This is a genomic window from Acidovorax sp. sif0632, from assembly GCF_019218805.1.
Lineage (GTDB): Bacteria > Pseudomonadota > Gammaproteobacteria > Burkholderiales > Burkholderiaceae_C > Acidovorax > Acidovorax facilis.
This window is the reverse complement of the sequence record NZ_JAHUWW010000001.1, coordinates 939,849-953,550: the sequence shown is the minus strand read 5'-3', so window position 1 is coordinate 953,550 and position 13,702 is coordinate 939,849. Positions and strand designations below refer to the sequence as shown.

The following is a 13,702-nucleotide window of genomic DNA, read 5'->3' as shown; positions in this document are numbered from 1 at the left end:
CAGTGAGTTCTGCGGCGCACCCCGCAACCGCCCCGACGCAGGTTTGCCCCGTAGCGAAGCGCAGGGGTCGCAGACTGGGGGTCGCCTTTTCTTTGGTGACTTTCTTTTGGCGAAGCAAAAGAAAGTTACTCGCATGCCGGGCGACTACCGGCCTCCGCACTCAACCCAAGCATGCTGTCCCAACCAGCAAGAACAAGCTTCGACAAGCTCAGCCCGAACGGACAGGAGGGCACCACAAGACTACAAAAACAATAGCACCCCGCGCTCTCCAGACAAGCGCCAGGGTCCAAAATCACCCCAAAACCCCAGACACCAGCCGCAAGACGCGATCACACCGCGCCGCCAGCGACTCATCGTGAGTCACCATCACAAACGCCGTGCCTTGGTCGCGCGCCAGCTGCAGCATCAGGTCAAACACGCCGTCGGCGGTGCTGCGATCCAGGTTACCCGTGGGCTCATCCGCCAGCACACACGCGGGCCGCGTCACCAAGGCACGCGCAATCGCCACACGCTGGCGCTCGCCGCCCGATAGCTCGGCGGGCCGGTGCATCAGACGCTCTTTCAAACCGACGGAGGTGAGCACCCGCTCAGCCTCGGCATGGCACTGCGCCAGCGGCAGACGACGGATGCGCAGCGGCATGGCCACGTTGTCCAGCGCGCTGAACTCGGGCAGCAGGTGGTGGAACTGGTAGATAAAACCCAGGTGCTGGTTGCGCAGCTGGCCCTGGCGCTCTGCTGACAGCGAAGACATCTCTTCACCCTTGAGGCGCACGGTGCCTGCCGTGGGCGCATCCAGCCCGCCCAGCAGGTGCAGCAGCGTGCTCTTGCCCGAGCCCGATGCGCCGACGATGGCCAGCGTTTCGCCCGCGCGGATCTGAAGATCCACGCCTTTGAGCACCGTCACATCGAGGCGGCCTTCGGTGAATCGCTTGGTGAGGCCCTTGGCCTCCAATACCACCACTCCAACTTTCTGATCACTCATAGCGCAGCGCCTCGGCGGGGTTCACACGGCTGGCGCGCCAGCTGGGGTACAGGGTGGCCACAAAAGCCAACACCAGCGAGATGATGCCGATGGGCATGATGTCGCTGCTCTGGGGTTCACTCGGCATCTTGCTGATGAGGTAGATGTCCTTGGGCAAGAAGCTCGCGTTGAGCGCCTTCTCGATGGCGGGCACGATCACGTCGATGTTGAACGCGATGCCCAGGCCCAGCAGCAGGCCCACGGCCGTGCCGATCACGCCGACCATGGCGCCCTGCACCACAAAGATGCCCATGATGCTCTTGGGGCTGGCGCCCAGGGTGCGCAGGATGGCGATGTCGGCGCGCTTGTCGGTCACCGTCATCACGAGGGTCGATACGAGGTTGAACGCCGCCACCGCCACGATGAGGGTGAGGATGATGAACATCATGCGTTTTTCGAGCTGCACGGCCGCAAACCAGGTGCGGTTCTGCTGCGTCCAGTCGCGGATGAGCAACTGGCCGCTCAGACTGCCCGCCAGTTGCTGGGCCACCTCGCGCGCCTGGTGCAGGTCCTTGAGCTTCAGGCGCACGCCCGTGGGGCCTTCCAGGCGAAAGATGCGCTGCGCATCCTCGTGGTGCAGCAGCACCAGGGCCGAGTCGTATTCGTAGTGGCCCGAATCAAACGTGCCCGCCACGGTCATCTGCTTGAGGCGCGGCACCACGCCCGCCGGCGTGACCTGCCCTGCGGGCGCGATCAGGGTGACCACATCACCAGCGCGCACGCCCAGCATGCGGGCCAGCTCGCCCCCCAGCACAACGCGGAATTCGCCGGGCACCAGCAGATTCAGTGTCTTTTCGTTGGTGGCGGCCAGGTCCGTCACGGCGCCTTCCAGCGCCGGGTCGATGCCGCGCACCAGCGCACCCTTCATGTCCTCGCCGCGCGCCAGCAGCGCCTGCGCGGCCACGAACGGTGCGGCGCCCACCACGTTGGGGTTTTGCTTCGCCTCGGCCAGCGTGCGCGCAGGGTCGGGCAACGCAGCGCCCTGGGGCGCAAAAATCTCGATGTGCGAGACCACGCTCAGCATGCGGTCGCGCACCTCTTTCTGAAAGCCGTTCATCACCGACAACACAATGATGAGCGCCGCCACCCCGAGCGCAATGCCCAGCATGGACACGCCCGAGATGAACGAGATGAAGCCATTGCGCCGCGTGGCGCGGCCCGCGCGCGTGTAGCGCCAGCCCAGGGCCAGTTCGTAGGGGATTTGCATGGATAAGGAAAGAAGGCACTGCAGAGTGCGGAATGCACGCCACAGGCCGGCCAGATTGTGGCATCCCGGACAATAGAGCGAGTGAAACACTTTTACATACCCACGTTGGGCCTCCAGGCCAGTGATCGCAAGGCGCGGACCGCTGCCAAGGCTGGATGCCTTGGCAAGGTCCGCAACGCCGCGAGCGCTGGCCTGGAGGCCCAACCCTTCGGGAAAGCCGGGGAAAGGCCCGGCCACTGCGTTGCAGTCCGCTTGCGGTATCCCAACCGCTGCGCGTCCTGCGCCTTGTTGCCGGGCCTTTCCCCGGCTTTCGTGGGCACGTAAAAGTGTTCCACTCGCTCTAGCCATGTCGGACACCAACCATTTGCTCGTTCCCTACGCCGCCAGCGCAGCCACCGGATGCCAGCAAGCCCTGCAGGGCCTGACCCTGCCCCACCTGGACCGGCTTCTGGCCCGGCTCAGCCCCCATCCCACCCACAGTGACAGCGGCGAGGAGACCAGCTTCTCCGCCCCCCACGAACGCGCCCTGGCGCGCGCGCTGGGACTGCCAGCGCAGGACGGGCGCATCCCCTGGGCCGCGTGGCACCGCCACCAGCAAGGCCAGTCACCCAACAGTGACGCCTGGGCGTTTGTCACGCCCTGCCAGTGGCAGGTCAGCACCGACCACGTCACGCTGCGCAACCCCGAGCACCTCGCGCTGGATGAAGCCGCGTCGCGCGCGCTGCTGGCCATCGTCTCACCCTGGTTTGCCGAAGACGGCATCACCCTGCACTACGACCAGCCCACACGCTGGCTGGCCACCAGCCCCCTGTTTGCCGACCTGGCTACCGCCTCGCTGGAGCGCGTGCTGCAGCGCGATGTGCGCGCCTGGATGCCGGACGCCAAGGCGGCCCGGACCCTGCACCGTTTGCACAGCGAGATGCAGATGCTGCTCTACACCCACGCCTTCAACGACGAGCGCTCGGAGCGCGGGCTGCCGGTGATCAACTCGTTCTGGGTGCATGGCACCGGCCCAATTCCCACCCCTGCCCCGTCTGCCCTCCCCACGCCGACGGTGCCCACCACCTTGCGCGATGCGGCACTGAACGAGGACTGGCGCGCCTGGGCCGCCGCGTGGACCGCATTGGACGCAGGCCCGGTGGCCGATCTGCTGCGCAAGTCCGAAGGCGGCGAGCCGGTGCAACTGACCCTGTGCGGCGAGCGCAACACGCTGGCCTTCCACACCGCCCCCCGCACCCTGGCCCAGCGTTTTCAAAGCCTTTTCAGGCCCCAGCGCTTTACAGACAAGCGCGATAAGCTATGAAAATAGTAGCAAGAGACATTCCCCCCCGTGCCGCCTGGGCGCTGGAACAGGCCGGTGTGCACCCGCTGCTGGCGCGCCTGTATGCCGCGCGCGGTGTGCGTGCCAAGGACGAGCTGGACGACGGCCTGGGCAGGTTGTTGCCCCCCGCGGGCCTCAAAGGCATTGACACCGCCGCGCGCCTGCTGGCCGACGCCATGGCGCAGAACAAGCGCCTCGTCATCGTGGCCGACTACGACTGCGACGGCGCCACCGCCTGCGCCGTGGGCGTGCGCGGGCTGCGGCTGCTGGGCGCTCAACAGGTGGATTACCTCGTGCCCGACCGCGTGACGGACGGTTATGGCCTCACCGCATCCATCGCCCGCCGCGTGGCCGAGCGCGGCGCCGACGTACTCATCACCGTGGACAACGGCATCGCCAGCGTGGACGGCGTGGCCGAGGCCAAGGCGCTGGGCCTCACGGTCGTCGTCACCGACCACCACCTACCCGGCCCCGAGCTGCCCACGGCCGATGCCATCGTCAACCCCAATCAGCCCGGCTGCACGTTCGAGAGCAAGTCCATGGCCGGTGTGGGCGTGATGTTCTACGTGCTGCTGGCCCTGCGCGCCGAGCTGCGGGCGCGCGGCATTTTTGACGCGGCCACCCAACCCAAGCTCGACCCGCTGCTCACCCTGGTGGCGCTGGGCACGGTAGCCGACGTGGTCAAGCTCGACGCCAACAACCGCCGCCTGGTCGCCCAGGGCCTGAAGCGCATCCGCGCAGGCCAGATGCCCGCCGGGGTAGCCGCGCTGTTCACCGCTGCCGGCCGCAAGGCGCCCGTGGCCACCACCTTCGACTTTGGCTTCGCCTTAGGACCGCGCATCAACGCCGCAGGGCGCCTGGCCGACATGACGCTGGGCATTGAATGCCTGCTCACCGACGACGCAGGCCGCGCCGCCGAGCTGGCGGGCACGCTCGACGGCATCAACCGCGAGCGCCGCGAGATCGAAGGCGGCATGCGCGACCAGGCCATGCTGATGGCCGAAAGCCTGTTCCAGGAAGACGAAGAACCGCCCCCGGCCATCAGCGTGTTCGACCCCGACTTCCACGAAGGCGTGGTGGGCATCGTGGCCAGCCGCATCAAGGACAAGTTGCACCGCCCCACCTTTGTCTTTGCGGCCAGCAGCGCGCCGGGCAAGGAGCACGAGCTGAAGGGCTCCGGCCGCTCCATCCCCGGCTTTCACCTGCGCGACGCGCTCGACCTGGTGGCAAAACGCCACCCGGGCGTGTTGCTGAAATTTGGCGGCCACGCCATGGCGGCCGGCTGCACGGTGGACGCAGACTCGTTCGATACCTTCGAGCAGGCGCTGGCCCGGGTCGCCCAGGAATGGCTGGACGCCGCCACCCTCACCCGCCGCATCGAGACCGACGGCCCGCTGGCCCCGGAATACTGCCGCGCCGACATGGTGGACACCCTGCACCACGAGGTGTGGGGCCAGGGCTTTGCGCCCCCCACCTTCAGCGAGGAAGTGCAGATCGTGAGCCAGCGCCTGGTGGGCGAGGCCAAAAATCACCTGTCGATCAAGCTCATGCACCAGGGCAACCCGGTGGACGCCATCTGGTTCGGCCACACCGAGCAACTGCCCGCGCGCGTGCTGCTAGCCTTTCGCCTCGATGTGAACGAGTGGAAAGGCGAGCGGAAGGTGCAGTTTTTGGTCGAGGGGGCTCAGATCTAGGAGTCTGTCGGACTTGGAGCGTCGAAGCGAAAATTGGCCCCAGCGAGGACAGTTTTTGCCTGATTTGCAGCCCCATAGCCGAGCTATGGGGCAAAAAGACGGTGGAAAATGGACCGCCGAGGTCAATTTGCAGCCGACGATTTCCAAGTCCGACAGACTCCTAGGGATGACCTGCATAACCCTCGCGAGGCGGTGGTAGTGCGGATCGGGATGGGGCACAAGGCATCTTTTTGCAGTCAATAGCCGCGCTATTGGCAAGAAAAGCAACGCAGTGGACCACCCGAGACCGCGCTATCACAGACCGCAGGGAGTTGTGCAGGTCATCCCTAGGGCAAGGCCCCACCCCGCTCAGGCCTGCGCAGGGCCCTTGCTGCGCTGGCGGATCACCGTCACCGGCTCGCCGCCCTGGCCCCAGTTTTCAGGGTCCACCTCGTCGATGATGACGGTGACACTGTCAGGGCGCTTGTCCAGCACCTGCTGCATGAGTTGGGTGACACCGGCGATCAGGGCTGCCTTTTGGGCTGCGGTGGTGGGCAGTTCGCGCCGCGCGAGGCGGATGTTGACCAGGGGCATGGGCAGATCCTTTCGTCCATCGCAAAAAAACAAAGACAAAGGCAGCCGGGGCTGCCTCGGGGGTACGGTGCAAAAACTTAAGGGCCTTTTTGGCCGCCAGCGCTTGATAGAAAAGCGCAGATAGCTATCATTTTAATAGCAATAACCACTACACCCAGCGGCCTTTAGAAGCTTTCCCAGTCGTCATCTCCGCCTTTGGCTGCAGCCCGGGGCGCAGGTGCAGCGGGCGCGGCCGATGGGCCAGGGGTGGCAGCGGGGCGTGCAGCGGCGGGGGCCGGTGGTGCCAAGCGAGCGGCGGCGGGTGCCTTGGTCGGCTTGGTTGCCTTGGGTGCTGCGGGTTGGTTGTCGAGGGCGGTTCTGGCCGCAGGCGCTGGCCGGGGCGCCGCAGACGGAGCCGGGCGGGGCGCTGCCGGTGCGCGAACCGCCATCGCGCCCACATTGAACACCGCCACCACCTCGGCCAGGCGCTGGGCCTGGTCGCGCATCGAGGCTGCGGCGGCGGTGGACTCCTCCACCAGCGCCGCGTTTTGTTGCGTCATCTGGTCGAGGTGCGTCACGGCCTGGTTGACCTGGGCGATCCCGTCGCGCTGCTCGGAGGAAGATGCCGTGATTTCTCCGATCAGGTCGCTCACGCGCTGCACGCTGGCCACGATCTCGCCCATGGTCTGGCCCGCCTGGGCCACCTGGGCAGAGCCCGACTCGACGTTTTCCACCGAGGCACTGATCAGGTTCTTGATCTCCTTGGCGGCCTCGGCGCTGCGCCCAGCCAGGCTGCGCACTTCGCTGGCCACCACCGCAAAGCCCCGGCCCTGCTCGCCCGCGCGGGCGGCTTCCACAGCAGCGTTGAGCGCCAGGATGTTGGTCTGGAAGGCGATACCGTCGATCACGCCGATGATGTCGCTGATCTTGCGGCTGCTGTCGGTGATCTGCTGCATGCTGGTGACCACCTGGCCCACCACTTCGCCGCCGCGCGCCGCCGCCTGGGCCGCCGTGCCCGCGAGCTGGTTGGCCTGGCGCGCGGTGTCGGCCGACTGGCTCACCGTGGCCGTAAGTTCTTCCATGCTGGCGGCGGTTTCTTCCAGGTTCGAGGCGGTCTGCTCGGTGCGGGCCGACAGGTCGTGGTTGCCGTTGGCGATCTGGATCGAGGCCGACGAGACGGAATCCACCCCCACCCGCACCTCGCTCACCACCCCCCGCAAGCGGGTGGACATGGCCGACAGGGACCTCAGCATGTGGCCGAACTCGTCCTTGCGGGTGGATTGCAGCTCGCGCGTGAGGTCGCCAGCGGCGATGGCGTCAATGGTTTCCACCGCCTCGTCCAATGGCACGGTGATGGAGCGCACCAGCTTCCAGGCCAGCAGCAGCACCACCACAACCAGCACGGCCGACACCACCAGGCCCTGGATGGCGTAGGCAACCCGCCGTTGCGTGGTCTCGGCCCGGATCTCCTCGCGGCGCTTTTGCAGGACAGCAACAAAATCATCCTGCGCCTTGAGGTAGCGCGCCACCATGGGGGTGAGTTCATTGTCGGCAAACTGCTGGGTGGCCACGCCATCGCCCGCGCCCTTGAGCTCCCAGGTCTTGGCGGTGGCGGCCAGCACCAGCTTGCGTTCGGCCAGCACCTTGTCGAGCGCCGCCTTTTCCTCGGGCGCCGTGGCACCGGCCACGATCCCCTCTTGAATCTTGTTGATGCCGCCAATGATTTCCTTGACCTTGGCGTCGTACTGCTGGGCCAGCACCGCGTCGGTGGTGACGGCTCCTCCCATCACCATATTGACGGCGGTTTCTGTGGCACCCCGCCAGCGTATGGCCGCCGAGATGCGCTCTTCGATCTCGACCACCTGGTCCATCGCAGCCGACATGGAGCTGTTGGCCCGGTACTGCTGGAAGCCGGAGATCAACAGCATGGCCAGCATCAGCAGGATGAATGCTCCCCACAGCTTGCGCGAAACGCGGATATTGTCGATTTGCATGGTTCTTTTTCCTCGTGGACCTGGAAATGTAAGTGTGCGGCCAACGCGCGGCACGCAACATCCGATTGCGTCAACAGCAGGCCACAAGCCTACGCCAGCCCAGGCACTGCCCTGCCCTCTTTTTCCCGGGAAAAACCCGCACCCAGGGTGCTGAAGGTGACAGGACGGCCCACCCGGGGGTCAGCGGCACCTGGCAGGACTCCGGGGAACCCGTCCACGACGGCACAGGGGTCGCGCGGTGGCGCGCGATATCGGTACAAGCCCTAAAATGGCACGGTGACATCCATATTGAACGCCGACCTGCATTGCCATTCCGTGGTATCCGACGGAACCCTGACCCCGGAGGATCTGGCCGCCCGCGCGAAAGCCAACGGTGTCGAGCTGTGGGCGCTCACCGACCATGACGAAATCGGCGGCCAGCACCGCGCCGCCGCCGCTGCCCATGCGCAGGGCATGGCCTACCTCACGGGCGTCGAAATCTCGGTCACCTTTGCCGACACCACCGTCCACATCGTCGGCCTGGGTTTCGACCCCAACGACACCCGACTGGCCGAGGGCCTGGCCGCTACGCGCGGTGGGCGCGGCGAACGCGCCAAGGACATGGCCGAACAACTGGCCCAGGCGGGTATTCCGGGCGCTTACGAGGGCGCGCTGCAGTTCGTAGGCAACCCGGCATTGATTTCACGCACCCATTTCGCCCGCTTTCTGGTGGAGACCGGGGTCTGCAAGGACACCTCCGAGGTATTTCGCAAATACCTCATCGAAGGCAAGCCTGGTTATGTGCCGCACCGTTGGGCGTCGCTGGGCAACGCCGTGCGCTGGATCACCGAGGCAGGCGGCATGGCCATCATTGCCCACCCGGCGCGCTACAAGTTCAGTGCCAACGAAGAATTTGCGCTGTTTTCCGAATTCAAGGCCCACGGCGGGCGCGGGGTGGAAGTCGTCACCGGAAGCCACAGCGCAGCCGAATATGTCACCTACGCCGCGATGGCGAAGGAGTTTGGGCTGGCCGCTTCACGCGGCAGCGACTTCCACAGCCCGGACGAGTCCCACACCGACCTGGGGACCTTGCCGCTGCTACCCGGCCAGCTCACCCCGGTCTGGGAACTGCTGGCTGAACGCATCCGGCACCCCGCTGCCGTTTGAGACGAGACGCACCATTTCATGGCCCAGTATTTCGAAGTCCACCCCGACAACCCCCAGCCGCGCTTGCTCAAGCAGGGCGCCATGCTGCTGCAAAAGGGCGGCATTCTGGCCGTGCCCACCGATTCCAGCTATGCGCTGGTCTGCCACCTGGACGACAAGGATGCCGTCGATCGCATGCGCCGCATCCGCCAGGTGGACGACAAGCACCACCTCACCCTGTTGTGCCGTGACCTGTCGGAACTGGCCAACTATGCCCGCGTGGACAACCGCCAGTACCGCCTGCTCAAGCTGGGCACGCCCGGGCCCTACACCTTTATCCTCGAAGCGACCAAGGAAGTGCCGCGCCGCGTGAGCCACCCTTCGCGCAAGACCATCGGTCTGCGCGTACCCGACCGCAAGGGCCTGCAGCTGCTGCTGGAGCTGCACGGCGCCCCGCTGCTGGCCACCACGCTGATCCCGGCCGGCGAGACCGAGCCCCTGAACGACCCGCAGGAAATCCGCGAACGCTACGAAAAGCTGGTGGACGCCATCGTGGACGCAGGCGCCTGCCCGCTGGAACCCACCACCGTGGTGGACCTGACGCCCATGGGCAGCGGCGGCGAACCCGAAGTGGTGCGCGAAGGTCGGGGTAGCTTGCAGGCGCTGGGGTTGTAGCCGCAGCTCCTCACCTCGACTGCCATAGCGCTTGCCCGGGGCCTCCACAACTGGCGCGGCCCCATCCCAGCGCCACCGTGGAACTGGCTTTGCCAGGCCACCGGTGGCGTCCCCCTGAGGGGGAAGCGGCGCAGCCGCTCAGGGGGGCTATAACTTGAACGCACCCACAGCCTGCTCCAGATCGCGCGCCTGCGCCGTGAGCGAGGTGGCGGTAGAAACCGCGTTCTGAACCAGCGCAGCCGTTTCCTGGGTGGAGCCGTCCATGTGCGACACGGCGCCGTTCACATGGCTGATGGCATCGCTCTGCTCGCGCAGGGCGTGGGAGATTTCGCCAAGCAGTGCGCTGACCTGCCCGACGGCCGCCACGATCTCCTGCATGGTCTTGCCCGCCTTGCCCACCTGGCCAGCACCGTTTTCCACCTGCTCGACCGACGCGCTGATCAGCGCCTTGATCTCGCGGGCGGCCACCGCGCTGCGCTGGGCCAGATTGCGCACCTCGCTGGCCACCACGGCAAAGCCCCGGCCCTGCTCGCCCGCGCGGGCGGCTTCCACCGCCGCGTTGAGCGCCAGGATGTTGGTCTGGAAGGCAATGCCTTCGATGACCTGGATGATGTCCACAATCTTGCGTGAGCTGCCACTGATGGCCTGCATGGTCAACACCACATCGCCCACCACCGCGCCCCCTTGCTCTGCAATGCCCGAGGCCTTCACCGCGAGGTCGCTGGCGGAATGGGCGCGCTCGGCGTTCTGGCGCACGGTGGCGGTCAGCTGCTCCATGCTGGCAGCAGTTTCGGTGAGTGAAGAGACCTGGTCTTCCGCATGGCGGGAAAGGTCGGTGTTGCCATGGTCGATGTCTGCGGCAGAGGCGCTGATGGCATCGGCGTCCTGCTTGATGCGCGACACCAGGTCGGTCAGCGTGTCCTCCATGGTGCCCAGGGCGTTCAGGAGCCGGCCAAAGTCGCCCTGCAGATCGGAGCTGAATTCCTGGCTCAGGTCGCCCGAAGCCACGGTTTCTGCAATCAGGATGGCCTGGTTGAGCGGCGCCACGATGCTCATGCGCAGGCTGAACACAGCCAGCAGCGCCAGCACAAACGCCACACAGCTGCAGCCGATGATCCATGCCCGGGCGCTTTGCAGGTGCGCCTGTGCTGCCTGGGCCTGGGGCGCCGTCACAGGCGCGCCCTGCAGTGCCTGCTCGGCCCCGCCGATGCCAGCCAGCGCCATGACCATTAACAGCAGCACCAGCAGTGCCATACCGCCAAACGCCAGGGCCAGGCGCGTTCCAATTTTCAGGTTGTTCCACATGATGTTGTGCCTCTCCAGGGCTGTTGTTTTGGTTTTTTGGGTCGCCCCGGGGGCAACTGTCAGATGCTAGCAATGATCACGGCACTGCGGGCGCCCTCGGCATACGTACATCCCACATAGAACTTGCGCGAATCGGGATGCAACAACCGCCTTGCCTGGGGGTGAGCCACTTGCCCGAGTCCTGTTGTGCGCCAGTCATCCCACCACCGGCATGCCGTGTACTCCGCGCGGGTCGCCCCGGCAACGGCTGGGGTGGCGGGCGTCTGAGACAATCACCGGGTGGACATCTCCAATCTCATCCAAACCGTTCTGATCTACGCCCTGCCGGTGCTGTTTGCCATCACCGTGCACGAGGCAGCCCACGGCTACGCCGCGCGCCACTTTGGCGACAACACCGCGTACATGATGGGCCGGATCACCCTCAACCCGATCAAACACATCGACCCGGTGGGCACCATCCTGATGCCGCTGCTGCTGTACTTTGCGACCTCGGGAGCCTTCCTGTTTGGCTATGCCAAGCCGGTGCCGGTCAATTTCGGCAACCTGCGCAATCCCAAGAAACACATGGTCTGGGTGGCGCTGGCGGGCCCGGCGTCCAACTTCATCCAGGCCATTGGCTGGGCCGTGCTGCTGGTGGCACTGGTGGGCTCTGGCTTGGAGGAGCGCTTTTTCATCGAGATGGCCCGCGCTGGCGTGCTGGTCAACCTCGTGATGTGGGCGTTCAACCTGTTTCCGCTGCCGCCGCTGGATGGCGGGCGCATCCTGGTGGGCCTGCTGCCCTGGAAACAGGCGCACATGGTCTCTCGCATCGAGCCCTGGGGCTTTTTCATTGTGATGGGCCTGGTGATCGCTGGGGTGGTGGGCACGCTGTGGCTGCGCCCGCTGATGTCGCTGGGCTACGGCGTCATCCAGTTTCTGCTCACCCCGCTCACAGCACTGTTGCGTTAATTCTTCTCCCCCCGTTTCTTGCTGACATCCTTCCCATGAGCATCACGCGTTTTCTCACCGGCATTACCACCACGGGCACACCCCACCTGGGCAACTTCGTGGGCTCCATCCGCCCCTCGGTGGCCGCCAGCCTCACGCCCGGCGTGCAGAGCTTTTACTTTCTGGCCGACTACCACGCGCTCATCAAGTGCGAAGACCCGGTGCGCATCCAGCGCTCCACGCTGGAGATCGCCGCCAGCTGGCTGGCCGCAGGGCTGAACCCCGAGAAGGTCACGTTCTACCGCCAGTCCGACATCCCCGAGATTCCCGAACTGACCTGGCTGCTGACCTGCGTGACGGGCAAGGGCGTGCTCAACCGCGCCCACGCCTACAAGGCCAGCGTGGACAAGAACACTGCCGCCGACCGCGATGCCGACGACGGCGTGACGGCCGGCCTGTTCATGTACCCCGTGCTGATGGGCGCCGACATCCTGATGTTCAAGGCGCACAAGGTGCCCGTGGGCCGCGACCAGATCCAGCACATCGAAATGGCGCGTGACATGGCTGCGAGCTTCAACCACCTGTATGGCGAACACTTCGTGCTGCCCGAGGCCGCCATTGACGACCATGTGGCCACGCTTCCCGGCCTGGACGGGCGCAAGATGAGCAAGAGCTACGACAACACCATCCCGCTGTTCAGCTCGCGCGAACAGCTCAAGAAGCTGATCGGTGGAATCCTGACCGATTCGCGCGCACCCGGCGAGCCCAAGGACACCGAGGGATCGGCGCTGTTCCAGATCTACCAGGCGTTTGCCACGCCCGACGAAACCGCCGCGCTGCGCCAGGCCTACGCCGACGGCATTGCCTGGGGTGATGCCAAGAACACCCTGTTCGAACGTGTGGACCAGGTGATCGCCCCCATGCGTGCGCAGTACGAAGAACTCATCCACAACCCCGCCCGCATCGAGCAGACCCTGCTGGCCGGTGCCGAACGCGCCCGTGCGCTGGCCACGCCGTTCATCCGCGAGCTGCGCGCCGCTGTGGGCCTGCGCAGTCTGGCCCAGGCCACTGCGGCGCCCAAGCCCGTCAAGGCCGCGAAGACAGCGCTGCCTTCGTTCAAGCAATACCGCGAAGCCGACGGCAAGTTCTACTTCAAGCTGGTGGATGCCGATGGCCGCCTGCTGCTGCAAAGCACCGGTTTTGACGCGCCCAAGGAAGCAGGCCAGGCCATTGCCCAGTTGCAAAAAGACCCGGACGCACTGCAGACACTGGCACCGCGCCTGGCACCGATGGAGGGCGTGAGCGCCGACGATGTGGTCGCCGCGCTGCAGGCGCTGGCAGAGGCTGCAGCCATCGCGTAAACCGCTTTGTCCCTGTCCAAGGCGGGATCCGGGGTCGGAATGCGCTGGGGGGAAGCGGTCACTTTTTGATAGCTGCTCGCGCTTTACCAATAAGCGCTAGTGGCCAAAATCATTCAAATATTCACCTCCAGGGTGAATCCGCAGAATACCCGCCTGGGCCGCGACGGAAGATTGTGGTGTGTGCGCAATGCGCCTACGCTGTCGGCGTGGGCCTTGTGCGTAAACTGTCCGTTCTGTTCTTGGAGACTCCCATGAAACTGCCAGTTGCCACCCTCTCCGTGCTCGCCGTGCTGGCGGGCTGCAACACTACCAGCCCCCACCACCCCTCGGGGCCCATGGCATCGGGCCGTGACCGCACCTTCAGCGTGCCCGTGTACGGCACCGACACGTCGCCCGCCTATGCAGCGGCCACGCGCGAATGCCAGCGGCTGGCGCTGTTCCCCAAGCTGCTGCGCAACGATGGCTCGCGCCTAGTTTTTGAATGCGTGAGCGAAGCCCCCGACCGCCAACCCTGATCCCT

The 13,702-nt window shown here is 65.9% G+C and carries 12 protein-coding genes; 7 read left to right on the top strand and 5 right to left on the bottom strand.

Annotated features, from left to right (window positions below):
• Positions 1–292 precede the first annotated feature (292 nt).
• Positions 293–982: a lipoprotein-releasing ABC transporter ATP-binding protein LolD gene (gene lolD, locus KW832_RS04305; RefSeq protein ID WP_121422573.1), complete on the bottom strand. Its 690-nt coding sequence runs from the start codon at positions 980–982 to the stop codon at positions 293–295.
• The gene (locus KW832_RS04300; protein ID WP_121422572.1) at positions 975–2,228 is read right to left on the bottom strand and encodes a lipoprotein-releasing ABC transporter permease subunit; all 1,254 of its coding nucleotides are present in this window, start codon (positions 2,226–2,228) and stop codon (positions 975–977) included. Before KW832_RS04300 ends, lolD begins: the two co-directional genes overlap by 8 nt.
• Before the next feature lie 346 nt (positions 2,229–2,574).
• Between KW832_RS04300 and KW832_RS04295 the strand changes: the two genes are divergently transcribed.
• Entirely contained in the window at positions 2,575–3,531 is a 957-nt protein-coding gene (locus tag KW832_RS04295) for a phosphoglycerate mutase (RefSeq protein WP_218298576.1), read from the top strand.
• Complete coding sequence (recJ, locus tag KW832_RS04290; RefSeq protein ID WP_218298577.1) at positions 3,528–5,243, top strand: single-stranded-DNA-specific exonuclease RecJ; 1,716 nt, start codon at positions 3,528–3,530, stop codon at positions 5,241–5,243. Before KW832_RS04295 ends, recJ begins: the two co-directional genes overlap by 4 nt.
• 348 nt (positions 5,244–5,591) lie before the next feature.
• Here recJ and KW832_RS04285 read toward each other — a convergent pair whose 3' ends face one another.
• Both KW832_RS04285 and KW832_RS04280 read right to left on the bottom strand, forming a co-directional pair.
• Positions 5,592–5,816, bottom strand: a complete 225-nt coding sequence (locus tag KW832_RS04285) for a 4-oxalocrotonate tautomerase family protein (protein ID WP_055393469.1) — start codon at positions 5,814–5,816, stop codon at positions 5,592–5,594.
• Positions 5,817–5,980: 164 nt separating this feature from the next.
• A complete protein-coding gene (locus tag KW832_RS04280; protein ID WP_218298578.1) occupies positions 5,981–7,789 on the bottom strand; it encodes a methyl-accepting chemotaxis protein in 1,809 nt (602 codons plus the stop codon).
• A gap of 276 nt (positions 7,790–8,065) precedes the next feature.
• On the opposite strand from KW832_RS04280, the gene KW832_RS04275 reads away from it, so the two are divergent.
• Positions 8,066–8,935 carry a 3',5'-nucleoside bisphosphate phosphatase gene (locus tag KW832_RS04275; RefSeq protein ID WP_055393474.1) on the top strand — a complete coding sequence of 290 codons (870 nt, stop codon included), beginning with the start codon at positions 8,066–8,068 and terminating at the stop codon, positions 8,933–8,935.
• An 18-nt stretch (positions 8,936–8,953) separates the two neighbouring features.
• Complete coding sequence (locus tag KW832_RS04270; RefSeq protein WP_121420991.1) at positions 8,954–9,589, top strand: L-threonylcarbamoyladenylate synthase; 636 nt, start codon at positions 8,954–8,956, stop codon at positions 9,587–9,589.
• Positions 9,590–9,736: 147 nt separating this feature from the next.
• On the opposite strand, the gene KW832_RS04265 is transcribed toward KW832_RS04270, so the two are convergent.
• On the bottom strand, positions 9,737–10,894 hold the full coding sequence (locus KW832_RS04265; RefSeq protein ID WP_218298579.1) for a methyl-accepting chemotaxis protein: 1,158 nt from the start codon (positions 10,892–10,894) through the stop codon (positions 9,737–9,739).
• 279 nt (positions 10,895–11,173) lie between these two features.
• Here KW832_RS04265 and KW832_RS04260 point away from each other — a divergent pair, with 279 nt between their 5' ends.
• The 3 genes from KW832_RS04260 to KW832_RS04250 all read left to right on the top strand — a co-directional run bounded on the left by KW832_RS04260 (position 11,174) and on the right by KW832_RS04250 (position 13,697).
• Positions 11,174–11,842: a site-2 protease family protein gene (locus KW832_RS04260; protein ID WP_218298580.1), complete on the top strand. Its 669-nt coding sequence runs from the start codon at positions 11,174–11,176 to the stop codon at positions 11,840–11,842.
• A 35-nt stretch (positions 11,843–11,877) separates the two neighbouring features.
• Complete coding sequence (locus KW832_RS04255) at positions 11,878–13,182, top strand: tryptophan--tRNA ligase (protein ID WP_218298581.1); 1,305 nt, start codon at positions 11,878–11,880, stop codon at positions 13,180–13,182.
• Positions 13,183–13,433: 251 nt separating this feature from the next.
• Complete coding sequence (locus KW832_RS04250) at positions 13,434–13,697, top strand: hypothetical protein (protein ID WP_218298582.1); 264 nt, start codon at positions 13,434–13,436, stop codon at positions 13,695–13,697.
• Positions 13,698–13,702 lie beyond the last annotated feature (5 nt).